Below are 15,392 nucleotides of genomic sequence, written 5' to 3'. Positions count from 1 at the left end.
GGTACGAGCGCCTACGCTGTTCCGGGAGATCGTAACGGCGGGGCAGCGGGGAGCGGACAGTGGCAGGTGAGCGTTCCGGCACCGCCGGCACACCCCGCCACATCCCTCCCGGCCAGCGCCGCGTGAGCGGATGGCCCGTCTCGCACTACGGCCCCGTCCCCCGCTTCCGCCCCGAGCGCTGGAACCTGCGCGTCCACGGCACCACCGCCTCCGGCGCCGAGCACAGCTGGACGTTCGACGAACTGTCCGGCCTGCCGTACGCCACCGTCACCGCCGATCTGCACTGCGCGACCGGCCCCACCTCCACCGGCCACGAGTGGTACGGAATCCCCGCGACGGCCGTCGTGGACCTGGTCCCGCCGGCGCCGGAGGTCACCCACGTCATGGCCTGGGCTGAGTACGGCTACGCCGCCAACCTCCGCCTCGCCGACTTCACCGCCCCCGAAACCCTCCTGGCCACCCACCACAACGGCGAACACCTCACCGCCGAACACGGCTTCCCGCTGCGCCTGGTCGTGCCGCATCTGTACGGCTACAAGAGCCCCAAGTGGCTGCGCGCCATCGAGTACCTCACCGAGGACCGGCGCGGCTTCTGGGAGGAACGCGGCTACCACAACATCGGCGACCCCTGGAAAGAACAGCGCTACGCCCACCAGGAACACGAGTAACCGGATTGCCCTGGGGCCTCCCGGCCCGGTGCGGAGCATGGCCCGGTAGAGGGCGTCACGCTCCGGCGAGTCGGGCAGCGGGAGCCTCGAAGGACTGGACCATCAGGGCGACCACGCGCCGCCAGGCATCGGGAGCGGCGTCGCCCGTGGCGTTGACGACACCGGCGTTGGCCATGTGCATCAGCACCAGGTCCGCGGGGTCGAAGTCCTCGCGCAGACGGCTCGTCGCCTTGGCCCGGCCGATGAGCCGCACCATGGCCTCGTACGCCTCGTACGCCTCGTACGCCTCGTCGCGGCGCGCGCGGCGGCGACGATCCTCCCCCGGTTGCGCTCGGCGTCACTGCGCAGCGGCGGGGCGGACGCGGCGCCGGGTGAGGGCGATGGCGACCGTGGGCACCAGGGTCAGTGCGGCCATTCCGGTGCCGATCATGGCAGGACCGGTGGCCCCGAGGGTGGAGTCGAGGGCGACTCCGGCGATCGACGAGCCCACCGCGGTACCAAGGTTGAACGCCGAGACGGTCAGGGCGGACCCCAGGGTGGGAGCCCGGCCCGCGAACCGTACGGCCAGGGAGATCAGCACCGGATTGGCGCCGAGCCCGAAGAGCCCGAGCAGGGCGACCAGCACGACCGTGGGCGCGGCGAAGTCCGACAGCAGGCAGATCGCCAGCAGGACGACCGTGGTCACCGCGGCCGCCGCGATGGTCGTCGCATACGGGCGGACGTCGCCGAGACGGCCCCCGACGAGGAAGCCCATCAGGGCGCCACCGCCGAACCCGACGAGCACCAGCGGCACGAGACCGGCGGCGACACCCGCCCGGTCGGTCAGCAGCGGCGAGATGTAGGTGTACGTCGACAGCACACCGCCGGTGGTGGTCGCGCAGGCCGTCAGCGTCAGCCACAGGTGTCCGGAGCGCAGCGCGAACAGCTCGGCCCGGATCGACACCGCCTGCTGGTCAGGGCCGTCCTGCGGGACATGGCGGGCGATGAGGGCGATGGCGGCCGCCGCGAGGGCCGCGAGCGCCCAGAAGGGACCCCGCCAGCTCGCGAGGTGTCCGGCGAACGCGCCCAGCGGCACGCCGACGACGTTGGCGAGCATCGCGCCCGAGCCGACGACGCCCACCGCACGCGAGCTCGCGGCGGGCCCGGCGGCGCGGGAGGCCACCACATTGGCCACCGTCCAGAACGCGCCGGTCGCCAGCGCCGTCAGGAACCGCGCCGCCAGCAGCAGCGGGAAGCTGGAGCTGAGCGCGACGATGACATGACCGGCGGCGAAGACGCCCAGGGCGAGCACCAGCGTCAGCCGCCTGGGCAGCCGCAGCGTGAGCATGGACATCAGCGGCGCGCCGATGATCATCCCGACGGCGAAGACGGTGATCAGCAGCCCGGTCCGGGCCACGCTCACCCGCAGATCACCCGCGATCTCCGGCAGCAGGCCCGCGACGACGAACTCGGTCGTGCCCATCAGGAAGGTGCCCAGCGCCAGCACGTGGATGACGAGCGGCAGCCGGGCGGGCGCACGTTCGCGCTCGTCCACATCTATGTCGCCGGGGGCGTCGAGGACTTCTCCTCGCGTGGTCATGGTGGTTCTCCAGAGGGGACGGGTTCGGGCTTTCGTCCCCCAGAAGACCGTGGTGGCCGCGTACGAGGAAGGCCGTGCTTATCGGGGGTACAAGCCCGACCTCCCTGCGCGGCCCGAGTCCGCGCGGGCTCGCCGGAGACCCGGCGCCAAAAAATCTTCGGATGACGATGTCGAGAACCCGTGATCGGCTCCGTCCCCGGGGTGAACGCGACCACAATGGGGGTCGCACCAGCACCGAGGAGAATCACGATGGCCAAGTACCTGCTGCTGAAGCACTACCGCGGCGCCCCGGCAGCGGTCAACGACGTGCCGATGGCCCAGTGGAAGCCGGAGGAGATCACGGCCCACGTGCAGTACATGCAGGACTTCGCGAACCGGCTCGAGGGGACCGGCGAGTTCGTCGACGGTCAGGCGCTCGCCCCCGAGGGGACGTGGGTCCGGTACGACGGCGCGGGCCGCCCGCCGGTGACCGACGGACCGTTCGCCGAGACCAAGGACCTGATCGCCGGGTGGATGGTGATCGACGTCGACAGCTACGAGCGCGCCGTCGAGCTGGCCGGGGAGCTGTCGGCCGCCCCTGGTGCGGGCGGGCAGCCGATCCACGAGTGGCTGGAGCTGCGCCCGTTCCTGACCGCTCCGCCCACCGTCACGGAATGACCTCGTCGATGGACGAGGCCCTGCTCCGGAGCCTCACCCCGAGCGTGCTCGCCATCCTCGTCCGCCGCGGAGCCTCCTTCGCGGCGGCCGAGGACGCCGTGCAGGACGCGCTGGTCGAGGCGGTCCGGGTCTGGCCGGGCGACACCCCGCGCGACCCCAAGGGCTGGCTGGTCACCGTGGCCTGGCGGCGGTTCCTCGACGCGACCCGGGCGGACGCCGCCCGCCGCCGCCGGGAGGACCTCGTCGACGAGGAGCCGGAGCCCGGGTCCGCGCCCGCGGTGGACGACACGCTGCGGCTCTACTTCCTGTGCGCCCACCCGTCGCTGACGCCGTCGTCGGCGGTCGCGCTCACGCTGCGCGCCGTCGGCGGGCTGACCACGCGCCAGATCGCCCAGGCCTACCTGGTGCCCGAGGCGACCATGGCGCAGCGCATCAGCCGGGCCAAGCGCACCGTCTCGGGCATAAGGTTCGACGAGCCCGGCGACGTCGCCACCGTACTGCGCGTCCTCTATCTGGTCTTCAACGAGGGCTACTCGGGCGACGTCGACCTCGCCGCCGAGGCCATCCGGCTCACCCGCCAGGTCGCGGCCGCGATCGACCACCCCGAGGTGGCGGGGCTGCTCGCCCTCATGCTGCTCCACCACGCCCGGCGGGCCGCCCGGACCGCGCCCGACGGCAGCCTGGTGCCGCTCGCCGAGCAGGACCGTGGCCGGTGGGACACCGCGTCGATCGCCGAGGGCGTCGAGATCCTGCAAGCGGCCCTCGCCCGTGACCGGTTGGGCGAGTTCCAGGCCCAGGCCGCCATCGCGGCACTCCACGCCGACGCACCCGCCGCCGGGGAGACCGACTGGGTGCAGATCGTCGAGTGGTACGACGAGCTGGTGCGTCTGACCGACAGCCCGGTCGTCCGGCTCAACCGCGTGGTGGCCGTCGGTGAGGCCGACGGCCCGCGCGCCGGTCTGGCGGCGCTCGCGGCGCTGGACGACAGCGGTCTGCCCCGCCGCGCCGCGGTGGCGGCGTACCTCCACGAGCGCGACGGCGACCTGACGACGGCGGCCCGGCTGTACGCGGAGGCGGCCCAAAAGGCGCCCAACCTCGCCGAGCGCGACCATCTGACGCGTCAGGCCGCCCGGCTCAATGCCCGCCGGTCGCGATGATGAGACGCGCCGGGACGCGCCGGGACTTTCCCGCAGCTGTTCGACGCGCTGCTCCGATAACATGATCGAAGTCATGATGAGTACTCTCATCGCTCGCCTTTGATCCACTCAACCGTCATCTCACAAATCGGCCACACCATTGATACGAATACCATCGCGGATGTTCTCGCGAATGAGCAGCAGAATTCCCTTCGCCGCGTGGCGTGAGCCACGGGCGATTCTGTGGGCCATGGCGGGTGCGGCGACCCTCGCATTCCTCATCGCAATGGAGATCGCCGCACGCCGCTACGGCCAGCCGGGGCCGATCACCAACCAGGTGCGAGAGGTGATATTCACCCCCAAATCGGGCTTCATGCTGTATGCCGGTATGGCGTTGATGATGGTGGTGCTCACCCGGCGGCAACGGCTCATCGCGGTCGGGGCCGCGATCGGCATCGACGCCGTCTTCTTCCTGGTGCGGTGGGCGGTCGACGCGAAGGCGGCCGACGGCCACCCCTTCGGCAACGGCGCGTTGTGGGTGATCCTGGCCCACGCGGTCATCGCCGTCACCCGCCGCACGGGCCGCGAACGCGTCCTGCTGCTGAAGGGCGTCGGGCTGGGTCTGCTGCTGGTGGCGGGCCGCAAGATCGGCGACACCTGGCTGCTCGTCACGTCGAAGACCCGTCCGATGGTGCTCGACCAGTACCTGGCGACCGCCGATCACGCGCTGGGCAGCCCCTCATGGGCGGCAGGCCGGATCGTCGCGGCCACCGGCCCGATCGGCGCCCATGTCCTCGACTACGTCTACATCCAGCTCCCGGTGGCCGCGGCCCTCGTCGCCGCCTACCAGCTGCGCAACGTGGCGGTGGAGCGCCGCTTCCCGGGCCATCACCTGGTGCGTACCTTTCTGGTCATCGGCCTGGTCGGACCGGCCGTTTACATGATCTTCCCGGTGGTCGGCCCGATCTTCGCCTACGGCGGCGGCGCGTTCGGCACCGGCGGTGTGCACTGGGCGATAGCCGACCTGTGGCCGCACACGCCCCCGCCGGTCGGTGCCCCGCACCCGGTGCTCTACGACGAGGTCACCCCGCGCAACTGCATGCCCAGCCTGCACACCGCGTGGGCCACGGCGATCTTCATTCATTCCCGCCAGGGCCCGCGGATTCTGCGATTCGCGGGCACCTTCTGGCTGATGGCCACGCTCGGCGCGACGCTGGGATTCGGCTACCACTACGGCGTCGATCTCATTGCCGGTGTGGTGTTCACGATCACGATCGAGACAGTCCTGCGCTCGCTCGCCCGTGGCTGGGACCGGGCGGGAATCCAACTGGTCGCCCACGGCACAGCGGTCTTCGCCGCACTCCTGGTGGCCTATCGCTATCTGCCGGTGGAGATGGCCGAACACCCGTGGATCTTCGGACCGCTTCTCCTTCTGGCGATGGCCTCGGTGATCCACGGCTACGTACGGACCACCAGACTGTGGGACCCGAAGCCCGCCCCGGCGCTGCCCAAGGAACCACAGCCCGAACCGGCGTGACCCCGCCTGGAAGGCTCAGCGGTTGCCCGTGCGTACCGCGCCCGCGCTGGCCGCGACCACCATCGCGATCGCGGCGCACTGCGGCAGCGACAGCCCCTGGTCCAGCACCAGATAGCCCGCCACCGCGGCGATGGCCGGTGCCAGGCTCGTCAGCACCGCGAAGGTCGCCGCGGGCAGGCGACGCAGGGCGAGCAGTTCCAGGGTGTAGGGGACGCCCGAGCTCATCACCGCGATCGCCAGACCCAGGCCGAGTGCCACCGGTTCCAGCAGTGCCCCGCCCGATGCCCCGATGCCCAGCGGCAGGCTGACCAGCGCGGCGACGGACATCGCGATCGCCAGGCCGTCCAGCCTCGGGAAGCGGGCCCCGGCGCGGGCGTTGAGCACGATGTACGCCGCCCACATCACCCCGGCGCCGAGCGCGAAGGCCACGCCCGCGGCGTTGAGCTGGCCGAAGCCACCGTGGCCCAGCAGAAACACCCCGGCCAGGGCGAGACCGGCCCACAGCAGGCTGACGGCGCGGCGCGAGGCGACGACCGACAGCAGCAGCGGGCCGAGGACTTCGATCGTGACCGCCGTCCCCAGGGGGACGCGGTCGATCGCCTGGTAGAAGAGGATGTTCATGCCGCCGAGGGCCACGCCGAACCCGCAGACCACGGCCCAGTCGGTGCACGTGTATCCGCGCAGCCGGGGCCGGGTGATCGCCAGCAGCAGCAACGCGGCCATCGTCACCCGCAGCGCGACCGTGCCCAGCGCCCCGGCCCGGGGGAACAGCAGCGCGGCGAACGCCGCCCCGAACTGCACGGACACGGAGCCGGCCAGCACCAGGCCGACGCCGCCCAGAGAGCCGCGGCCGGGGGCGTGACGGAGGAGAACAGGAGGGGACGTCGTCGCGGAAGCGCTGGGCGCCGGGGATTTCATGACCCTCACGCTAACCTCGCGCTTTCACGAGGCGGGGTGTCCGATGCTTGATCAAATAAGCGGAGAGTGCTCCTGAACTGCAACGATGGGACTTGTCTAGGGTCCTGTTGGCTGCACGGAAAGAAGCACTCTCCAGGTGAAGAAGCGTATCGGGTCGTACCCGCGTGTCCGCATTGAGGGCGGCGGCCGGGCGGTGGTCTCGCAGGCCGGGGGCGTGCTGCTGGTCGAGACCGTCCGCAAGGCCGGCTTGGACACCGCGATATCAGCGGCGCTGACGCCGTGGAGGAAGGCCCGGGCGGTGCACGATCCGGGCAAGATCCTGCTGGACGTGGCCCTGGCGGTCGCGCTGGGCGGGGACTGCCTCGCGGATGTCGGCATGCCGCGGGCCGAGCCCGCCGTGTTCGGGCCGGTGGCCTCCGACCCGACGGTCTCCCGCCTCATCGACACCCTCGCAGCCTCCGGAGAGAAGGCCCTGCGGGCTATCCGTGCCGCGCGAGCTGAAGTCCGCCGACATGCCTGGCGGTTGGCCGACCGGGAAGCGCCTGATGCGGGCGGGACGGTGACCGTGGACCTCGACGGGGTGCTGGTGATCGCGCACTCGGACAAGGAGGACGCCGCACCCACGTGGAAGCGAACCTACGGACACCACCCGCTGATGGGGTTCGTCGACCACGGACCGGGCGGCACGGGTGAACCGGTCGCGGCCCTGCTCAGACCAGGCAACGCGGGATCGAACACGGCCACCGACCACATCACGGCCACCCAACTGGCCCTGGCCCAGCTACCGAAGAAGTACCGGCGCGGGCGGCGGACCCTGATCCGCACCGATTCCGCGGGCGGCACCCACGACTTCGTCGCCTGGCTCGCTCAGCGGGGACGGTGGCTGTCCTACTCGGTCGGCATGGTGATCACCGAGGCGATTCACCAGCATGTGCTGAAGGTTCCGGCATCGGCCTGGACGGCGGCCGTCGAGGCGGACGGCGAGATCCGTGACGGGGCCTGGGTCGCTGAACTCACCGGCGACGTCCTGGACGGCTGGCCCACGGGCATGCGACTGATCGTCAGGAAGGAACGACCGCATCCCGGGGCCCAGTTGCGGCTCACGGATGCGGACGGCATGCGGCTGACCTGTTTCGCCACCAACACCTTGGGCCCGCCGATCGCCGAACTCGAGCTCCGTCACCGGCTGCGGGCCCGGGCCGAGGACCGCATCCGCGCCGCCCGGGCCACCGGCCTGCGGAATCTCCCTCTGCACCGGACCGCCCAGAACCGGATCTGGCTGGAGATCGTGCAGATCGCTCTCGACCTGCTGGCCTGGATGCCGATGCTCGCCCTCACCGGCAAGGCCCGTCTCTGGGAGCCCCGCCGACTACGGCTCCGCCTGTTCACCGCGGCCGGACAACTCGTGACCACCGGCCGTCGGCGAATCCTCCGCCTGGCCCGGCACTGGCCCTGGACCGCTCACATCACCGCAGCCCTCGACCGGCTCACCCGGCTGACCGACCCCGGCTGACCATCGAATTCTCATCCCTTCGACAGCACCTCAACACCCGGAGCAGTGGAATCCGGCGCCACTCCGAGGCGAAACTCGGGTCTTCGGCCTGCACAGCCTCAGCCCACAGCACGAAAACGGTCCACCGACTCCGTCGGCGGACCGTCACGAAACTTCGAGGCTAAGGACCCGGCCCACGCCGTGGGAAATGCGGAATTCCCTGCGGTTATGCTTCTCGGGCATGACCATCGAGCTGCGGCATCTGCGCGCCTTCCTCGCCATCGCCGAGGAGGGCAACGTCACCCGTGCCGCCGCCCGTCTCCCCCTGAGCCAGCCCGCGCTCTCGCGCACGCTGCGCCAGCTGGAGGATCACTTCGGCGCCCGGCTCGTCGACCGCTCCACGCATCACCTGGAGCTGACCGCGGAGGGCCATACGTTCCGCGACAAGGCCCGCGCCGCCCTGGCCGCCGTCGAGACCGCCCTCGACCCCCGGGGCCTGCGAAGCCGACCCCTGCGGCTGGGCCATCCCTGGGCGGCACTCGGCGACCACACCGTCCCGCTGCTGCGCCGCTGGGACGAGACCCACCCCGGCACTCCGCTGGAGCTGCTGCGCATCGACGACCGCACCGCGGGCCTCACCCAGGGGAAGGTCGACGCGGCCCTGCTGCGCGGCGAGGTCACCGCGGCCGGACTCCGTACGGAGTCACTGATGTCGGAGGAGCGGGTGGTGGTCATGCCCGTGGACAGCCCCCTGGCGGCTCTCCCCCGGGTGACCCTGGCGGACCTCGCCGCCCATCCGATCGCACTCAACACCGTCTCCGGCACCACCACGATGGACCTGTGGCCGCCGGCGGCCCGGCCGGTCGCGACCATCGAGGTGACCAACACCGACGAGTGGCTGATCGCCATCGCGGCGGGCCGCGCGGTGGGAATCTCCACCTCGGCCACCCCGAGTCATCACACCCACCCCTCGCTGGCCTTCCGCCCGCTCGCGGACGCACCGGCCATTCCCGTCGTCCTGGCCTGGCGCGAGGGGCTGGGGCATCCGGCCATCCCGGACCTGGTGGCACTCGCCCACCAGGTCATCGCCGCCGATCGGACGGCCGGAACGCCATGAGCTCGAAACGGACACCGCCGGTTCGGACGATCCCCCGCGTCGCCCGAACCGGCGGAGGTAACAAGCCATCCTCGAAAGATCGCCGGACAGCATCTCGCCGCCTGAGTATATTGGCTCGCAGCCAGCCAACGCAGGAGTTACAGCATGTCCCCCCGCAGCCCGTCGGTCAATGAGGAGTTGCGCCGCCGCTCCCAGGCCCGTCTGTTACAGGCGACGGTCGAACTGGTCGGTGAGCGCGGCTACGAGGCGACGACGCTCGCCGACATCGCCGACCGGGCGGGGGCCGCCCGCGGCCTGGTCTCGTACTACTTCCCGGGCAAGCGCCAGCTGCTGCAGACCGCCGTGCACCGGCTGATGCACCTGGAACTGGCCAGGGCCCTGGAGCGTGAGCCGCGCCCGGAGGGCGAGGACGCGGGGCGCGAGCTGCTGGCCCGCGCGATCGACGCGATCCTGGGGCTCGCCCGGGACCAACCGCGGCTGATGCGTACGCATATGGCGGGCATCCTCATGGCGGACGGGTTCATCCAGTGCCCGGAGCAGCAGATGCTGGCCGCCCTGCTGCGCGAGACGGTGACCCGCTACGGCGCCCGGGACCCGGAGGCCGACTACCGGCTGCTGCGGGCGCTGTTGATGGGCGCGGTGGTCGCGGTGCTGCTGCCGGGGGCGCCGATGGAGCCCGAGCGGCTGCGGAGGGAACTGTTCCAGCGCTACGGGCTGGACTGGGAGCTGGGTGTCCCGCCGGGCGGGGAACCGCCCGGCGGGACACCGGAGAGCGATCAGCCGGTCTGAGCGATCTGGCCGGTCTGTAGGTCAGCCGGTCAGCGGTAGTCCGGCTGCGTCTGGACGTTCAGCTCGCGCAGCCGCACCGACCGGGCGCTGTCCGTGCGCCGGTCGTCGATCTTCAGGACGTCGAAGCCCTTGGTGATGTCGTTCGAGTAGATGTAGCCGTTGTAGTAGTACGCGGACCAGGAGCCGCCGGTGACGAGTGTGTCGGCGGAGACCGGGCCGCGCTCGAAGTAGCCGATCTCCTTGGGGCGGGTGGAGTCGGTGAAGTCCCAGATGGACACGCCGCCCTGGTACCACGCCTGGACCATGATGTCGCGGCCCTTGACGGGGATCAGCGAACCGTTGTGGGCGACGCAGTTCTCGGTGGCGGCCTGGTGGCGCGGGATCTTGTAGTAGCCCCGGAACACCAACTTCCGCTTGTCGCCCTTGCCGGTGATGTCGTAGATGCCGTCGGCCCCGCGCGTCGAGCCGGTCGCTTCGTCGCAGGTCGCGGCGACGCCACCGCCCAGCTCATCGGTGAACACGACCTTGTTGCCGCGCTCGTTGAAGGTCGCCGAGTGCCAGAACGCGAAGTTGACGTTGTCCTCGACCCGGTCGATGACCCGTGGCTTCGCGGGGTCGGCGATGTCCAGCAGGATGCCGTCACCCATGCACGCGCCCGCCGCCAGCTTCAGCTTGGGGAAGGTGGTGAGGTCATGGCAGCCGGTGGTCTGGGAGACGCCCGGGTTGGTGGTGCCGCCGGGGTTGCCGCCGTCCGGGAAGAGGACGGGGAAGTCGATGACCGCGGCCTTCTCGGGCGCCTTGCGGGGCACCTTGATGACGGAGATGCCGTCGTGCGGGGGCCGGCAGTCCGGGAAGGTCTCGCTGGGGGAGTACGAGGAGACGTAGACGTAGACGTTCTTGCGGTCGGGCGCCAGGGTGTGGGTGTGCGAACCGCATGAGGTCTCGACGGCGGCGACGTACCGCGGGTTGCGCTTGTCGCTGATGTCGAAGACCTTCATGCCCTCCCACGAGGACTTCTCGGTGGCGGGCTGCGTGGTGCTGTTGCAGGAGTTGTCGCTGCGCGAGGAGTCGGTGGAGAGAAAGAGCAGGTCCCCGGAGACCGATACGTCGTTCTGCGAACCGGGGCAGAGCACCTGACTGACGATCCGCGGCCGCTTCGGACGGCTGATGTCGTAGATGACGAAGCCGTCGTAGTTGCCCGCGAAGGCGTACTCGCCCTGGAAGGCGAGGTCCGAGTTGGTTCCCTTGAGGTCCTGCTTGGGGATGTTGGTGAGGTGACTGACGTTGTCGCTGTGAACGATCTCGTCCACCCCGGGGATCTCGCCGCTCTCGATGGCTGCCCTGGTGTCGTCGGCTGCCTGACTGCTCGTCACCCGCCCGCTGCTCGGCGCGTCACCGGGGTCCGGTGTCGCGGCGGCGGGGCTCACCGCCAGCAACGAGGCCACCAGGCCGAAGGCGGCTACGGCCGCACCGAGGTATCTGCGCCGCTGCGGGGATCTTTCCCACGGCTTCACTGCGTCCTCCCTTACGTCCCTTGTTCCCGCTCGGAGTTGAACGGTTCATTGGACGTGGGCAGTATCGCGCCTCTCATGTACACCACAACAGGCGGCAACATAGTCGTCAACAAAATCCCGACTTCCCCTGGAGGCAACGGTGTTGCACCGGCGTACGAGGCTTCACGCCGCATCTCTCGCGTTTGTGGCGACGGCCGCCGCCGTGACGCTCGCCCTCACCGGCTGTGAGCCGGAGGGCGGCAGGCAGGACACCGGGAAGGGGCAGGACGGTAAGCCCGCGGTGATCGCCCCGGGGCGGCCGGGCGAGGCGGCGAAGACGCTGTCGGCCGAGGAGGCGGCGAAGGCGGGCGACGACGACTCCCCCAACGCCGCAGACCGCGCGTACGTCGCGATGATGATCGAGCACCATCAGCAGGCCCTGGTCATGACCGACCTGGCCCCGGACCGCGCGAGATCGGCCAAGGTCAGACGGATCGCCGAGCGCATCGCGGCGGCGCAGGGGCCGGAGATCGACGCGATGCGGGGCTGGCAGCAGACCACCGGCGGCGCGGCGAAGGGCGGGCACGACCACGGCGGGATGGCGGACATGCCCGGCATGGCGACGCCGAAGCAGCTGGACGCGCTCCGCGCCGCCGAGGGCGCGAGCTTCGACAGGCTCTTCCTCAAGCTGATGATCGCCCACCACCGGGGCGCGGTCTCCATGGCCACGGATGTACTGGGCCGGGGGAACAACATCCGAGTGGAGGAGATGGCCGCCGATGTCATCGCACAGCAGACCAGCGAGATCCGCCGGATGCGGCTCGTGAGGTGAGCGAGCGCCGTGAGCGAGGGCGCGAGCGGGTGGCGTGAGCGGGGAGCAGGAGCCGGTGGCGTGAGCGGGTGGCGTGAGTTCTCGTCCGGCGCGTGGTGCCGGACACCGCCGCCCGCCGGGTGCGATGCTGGAGACAGCCTGCGGAAGGAGCTCCTCCGTGCTTCGCGTCGCCGTCGTGGGATCGGGGCCGAGCGGCGTTTACGCCGCCCAGGCACTCGTCCAGCAGCAGGCCGTACCCGAGGTGTCGGTGCATGTGCTGGACCGGCTGCCCTGCCCGTACGGGCTGGTGCGCTACGGCGTCGCGCCCGACCACGAGAAGATCAAGTCGCTGCAGAACACCCTGCGCGCGGTCCTGGAGCACCCACGGGTGAGCTTCCTCGGCAATGTGCACGTGGGTCCCCCGCCGCTGGTGCCGCAGCGGCTGCTCGGGCTCTACCACGCGGTGGTCTACTGCGTGGGCGCGGCGACCGACCGGCGGCTCGGCGTGCCCGGTGAGGAGCTGCCCGGCAGTTGCTCCGCCACCGATTTCGTCTCCTGGTACAGCGCCCATCCGGACGCCCCCGGCGACGCCTTCGCGCTCGGCGCGCGCTCCGCCGTCGTCGTCGGGGTCGGCAATGTCGCGGTGGACGTGGCGCGCATCCTGGCCCGCGGGGCGGAGGAGCTGCGGCCCACCGACGTCCCCCACCTGGCCCTGGGTGCGCTCGCCGACAGCCGGGTCGCCGATGTCCATGTGGTCGGCCGTCGCGGCCCGTCGCAGGCGAAGTTCACCACCAAGGAGCTGCGCGAGCTGGGTTCGCTGACCGGTGCCGATGTGCTCGTGGAGCCCGAGGAGCTGGCGCTGGACCCGGCGTACGGCGACCCCTCGGAGCTGCCCGCGGCCAACCGTCGCAACGTCGAGGTGCTGCGCGACTGGGCGCGGCGCGCGCCCATGGGCCGTCCGCGCCGTATCCATCTGCGCTTCTTCCTGCGGCCCGCGGCGCTGCTCGGCGAGGGCGCGGTGCGCGCCGTGCGGTTCGAGCGGACCGCGCCGGACGGGCGGGGCGGGGTGGCGGGCACGGGCGTCTTCGAGGACATCCCGGCGCAGCTGGTGCTGCGGTCGGTGGGCTACCGGGGTGTGCCGCTGCCGGGGCTGCCGTTCGACGAGCGGCGGGGCACCGTGCCGAACGCGGCGGGGCGGGTGCTGCGCGGCGGGGTGCCCGCGCCCGGCGAATACGTGGCGGGGTGGATCAAGCGCGGGCCGACCGGGGTGATCGGCACCAACCGTCCGTGCGCCAAGGAGACGATCGCCTCGCTGCTCGCCGACGCGGACGCCCTGGCGGCGCGGCCGGTGGCCGAGGACCCTCGCGCCGCGCTGCGCGCGGCGGGTGTGGAGCCGGTCGAGTGGACCGGCTGGCTGCGGATCGAGGCGGCGGAGGCCACGCTCGGGGAGGCGCTGGGCCGTACGAGGGTGAAGATCCCGGAGTGGACGGAACTGCTGGGCGCGGCACGCGGGGAGGGCTGAACCGGCGCGGGTCCAGGGGGGTGTCCGCCTCAGCCGTCCGCCCGGTCGTCCTGGCGGGCGGCGGCGGCCAGGACGCTGTCGAGCAGTCCGGGGAACAGCGCGTCCAGGTCCGCCCGGCGCAGGGCGTTCATCTTGGCGGTGCCCCGGTAGATCTGATTGATCACGCCGCATTCGCGCAGCACGCGGAAGTGGTGGGTGGTGGTCGATTTGCTCACGGGCAGGTCGAAGACCGAACAGGACAGGTCGCAGCTCTCCTCGGCGAGGGTGCGCACGACCCGCAGCCGCATGGGGTCGGACAGCGCGTGGAGCACGTCCTCCAGCCGGATGTCCTGGCGCCGCGGATGCTCCAGCGAACGGCCCGGCGCCTGCGCCTGAGGTGTGGTCTGCGTCTGCACGACTGCTGCTCCTCGTCGCGTCGTTCCGGACCCACCATTGTACGAAGCTTCTCGTAGTTTGACATCCACCGTACTACGACGCCTATCGTACTAGGTATCCCTGGTGGAAACCTGATACGGAGCCTGCCGTGAGCACCCTCTTCACGCCCCTTTCCCTGCGCTCGCTGACCATCCCGAACCGGATCTGGATGGCGCCGATGTGCCAGTACTCCGCCGAGGCCTCGGGGCCGGACGCGGGGGCGCCCGGCCCCTGGCACTTCTCCCACTACACCTCGCGCGCCACCGGCGGCACCGGGCTGATCCTCGTCGAGGCGACCGCGGTGAGCCCCGAGGGCCGGATCAGCCCGGCGGACCTGGGCATCTGGAACGACACCCAGGTCGAGGCGTTCCGCCCGATCACCGCGTTCCTCAAGGAGCGCGGCACGACGCCCGGCGTCCAGCTCGCCCATGCCGGGCGCAAGGGATCGACCGACCGGCCGTGGCGGGGCGGCGGGCCGCTCGGGGCCGGGGAGCAGGGCTGGCGGCCGGTGCTCGGACCCAGCCCGGTGCCGTTCGACACCGGCCACCCGGTCCCGGAGGAGCTGACCACCGAGCGGATCGACGAGATCGTGGATCAGTTCGCGGACGCGGCGCGGCGCGCGCTGGCAGCGGGCTTCGAGGTCGCCGAGATCCACGGCGCCCACGGCTATCTGATCGGCGAGTTCCTTTCGCCGTACAGCAACCACCGCACCGACGAGTACGGCGGATCGTTTGAGAACCGGACGCGGTTCGCCCTCCGGGTCGTGGACGCGGTGCGCGCGGTGTGGCCGGACGAGCTGCCGCTGTTCTTCCGGATCTCCGCCACCGACTGGCTCACCGAGACCCGCCGGGACCGGAACGCGGACGCCGGTGAGCGGGACGGCTGGACGGTCGACGAGACCGTACGGCTGGCCGCGGAGCTGCGGGCGCACGGCGTCGATCTGCTGGATGTCTCCAGCGGCGGCAACGCGACCCGGGTCCCGATCCCGGTGGGCCCGGGCTACCAGGTGCCGTTCGCGTCACGCGTCCGGGCCGAGACCGGGCTGCCGGTCGGCGCGGTCGGGCTGATCACCGAGCCGGAGCAGGCCGAGAAGATCGTGGCGGCCGGGGAGGCGGACGCGGTACTGCTCGGCCGTGAGCTGCTGCGCGACCCGTACTGGGCGCGGCGCGCCGCGCGCGAGCTGGGCGGGGACGCGCCGGTCCCGCCGCAGTACGCGCGCGCCTGAGACACCCCCGCTCCCACCTGCGGGAAGACACGCC

At 71.5% G+C, this 15,392-nt stretch carries 15 protein-coding genes; 10 read left to right on the top strand and 5 right to left on the bottom strand.

The features are described 5' to 3' along the window. Positions 1-59 precede the first annotated feature (59 nt). Positions 60-668, top strand: a complete 609-nt coding sequence (locus ABZ370_RS19345) for a molybdopterin-dependent oxidoreductase (RefSeq protein ID WP_358622105.1) — start codon at positions 60-62, stop codon at positions 666-668. A gap of 55 nt (positions 669-723) precedes the next feature. On the opposite strand, the gene ABZ370_RS19340 is transcribed toward ABZ370_RS19345, so the two are convergent. Both ABZ370_RS19340 and ABZ370_RS19335 read right to left on the bottom strand, forming a co-directional pair. Then, a complete protein-coding gene (locus ABZ370_RS19340) occupies positions 724-924 on the bottom strand; it encodes a hypothetical protein (RefSeq protein WP_358622102.1) in 201 nt (66 codons plus the stop codon). 81 nt (positions 925-1,005) lie between these two features. Next, entirely contained in the window at positions 1,006-2,247 is a 1,242-nt protein-coding gene (locus ABZ370_RS19335) for an MFS transporter (RefSeq protein ID WP_358622100.1), read from the bottom strand. Positions 2,248-2,496: 249 nt separating this feature from the next. On the opposite strand from ABZ370_RS19335, the gene ABZ370_RS19330 reads away from it, so the two are divergent. The 3 genes from ABZ370_RS19330 to ABZ370_RS19320 all read left to right on the top strand — a co-directional run bounded on the left by ABZ370_RS19330 (position 2,497) and on the right by ABZ370_RS19320 (position 5,577). Then, positions 2,497-2,904, top strand: a complete 408-nt coding sequence (locus ABZ370_RS19330) for a YciI family protein (protein WP_358622098.1) — start codon at positions 2,497-2,499, stop codon at positions 2,902-2,904. 8 nt (positions 2,905-2,912) lie between these two features. Further along, a complete protein-coding gene (locus ABZ370_RS19325; protein WP_358622287.1) occupies positions 2,913-4,061 on the top strand; it encodes a DUF6596 domain-containing protein in 1,149 nt (382 codons plus the stop codon). A 160-nt stretch (positions 4,062-4,221) separates the two neighbouring features. Then, positions 4,222-5,577, top strand: coding sequence for a phosphatase PAP2 family protein (locus ABZ370_RS19320; protein WP_358622095.1), 1,356 nt, complete (start codon positions 4,222-4,224; stop codon positions 5,575-5,577). Positions 5,578-5,592: 15 nt separating this feature from the next. On the opposite strand, the gene ABZ370_RS19315 is transcribed toward ABZ370_RS19320, so the two are convergent. Continuing rightward, the gene (locus tag ABZ370_RS19315; protein WP_358622094.1) at positions 5,593-6,495 is read right to left on the bottom strand and encodes an EamA family transporter; all 903 of its coding nucleotides are present in this window, start codon (positions 6,493-6,495) and stop codon (positions 5,593-5,595) included. A 136-nt stretch (positions 6,496-6,631) separates the two neighbouring features. Here ABZ370_RS19315 and ABZ370_RS19310 point away from each other — a divergent pair, with 136 nt between their 5' ends. The 3 genes from ABZ370_RS19310 (at position 6,632) to ABZ370_RS19300 (ending at position 9,893) form a co-directional block, all read left to right on the top strand. Further along, positions 6,632-8,008: an IS1380 family transposase gene (locus ABZ370_RS19310; RefSeq protein WP_358622091.1), complete on the top strand. Its 1,377-nt coding sequence runs from the start codon at positions 6,632-6,634 to the stop codon at positions 8,006-8,008. Between the two features lie 220 nt (positions 8,009-8,228). Next, positions 8,229-9,104, top strand: a complete 876-nt coding sequence (locus ABZ370_RS19305; protein WP_358622088.1) for a LysR family transcriptional regulator — start codon at positions 8,229-8,231, stop codon at positions 9,102-9,104. A 144-nt stretch (positions 9,105-9,248) separates the two neighbouring features. Then, entirely contained in the window at positions 9,249-9,893 is a 645-nt protein-coding gene (locus tag ABZ370_RS19300) for a helix-turn-helix domain-containing protein (protein WP_358622086.1), read from the top strand. A gap of 29 nt (positions 9,894-9,922) precedes the next feature. Here ABZ370_RS19300 and ABZ370_RS19295 read toward each other — a convergent pair whose 3' ends face one another. Further along, positions 9,923-11,407 carry a hypothetical protein gene (locus tag ABZ370_RS19295; protein ID WP_358622083.1) on the bottom strand — a complete coding sequence of 495 codons (1,485 nt, stop codon included), beginning with the start codon at positions 11,405-11,407 and terminating at the stop codon, positions 9,923-9,925. A 139-nt stretch (positions 11,408-11,546) separates the two neighbouring features. On the opposite strand from ABZ370_RS19295, the gene ABZ370_RS19290 reads away from it, so the two are divergent. Together ABZ370_RS19290 and ABZ370_RS19285 are read left to right on the top strand one after the other, a co-directional pair. Beyond that, positions 11,547-12,218, top strand: coding sequence for a DUF305 domain-containing protein (locus tag ABZ370_RS19290; protein ID WP_358622081.1), 672 nt, complete (start codon positions 11,547-11,549; stop codon positions 12,216-12,218). Between the two features lie 157 nt (positions 12,219-12,375). Beyond that, entirely contained in the window at positions 12,376-13,719 is a 1,344-nt protein-coding gene (locus ABZ370_RS19285; protein WP_358622078.1) for an FAD-dependent oxidoreductase, read from the top strand. A 29-nt stretch (positions 13,720-13,748) separates the two neighbouring features. Here the strand turns inward: ABZ370_RS19285 and ABZ370_RS19280 are convergent, their stop codons facing one another. Beyond that, positions 13,749-14,114: an ArsR family transcriptional regulator gene (locus tag ABZ370_RS19280; protein ID WP_358622076.1), complete on the bottom strand. Its 366-nt coding sequence runs from the start codon at positions 14,112-14,114 to the stop codon at positions 13,749-13,751. Between the two features lie 128 nt (positions 14,115-14,242). On the opposite strand from ABZ370_RS19280, the gene ABZ370_RS19275 reads away from it, so the two are divergent. Continuing rightward, positions 14,243-15,358, top strand: a complete 1,116-nt coding sequence (locus ABZ370_RS19275; RefSeq protein WP_358622073.1) for an NADH:flavin oxidoreductase/NADH oxidase — start codon at positions 14,243-14,245, stop codon at positions 15,356-15,358. Positions 15,359-15,392: the final 34 nt, after the last annotated feature.

It is taken from the genome of Streptomyces sp. NPDC005962, assembly GCF_040629205.1.
Classification (GTDB): Bacteria; Actinomycetota; Actinomycetes; order Streptomycetales; family Streptomycetaceae; genus Streptomyces.
This window is presented reverse-complemented; position numbering and strand designations above follow the sequence as displayed.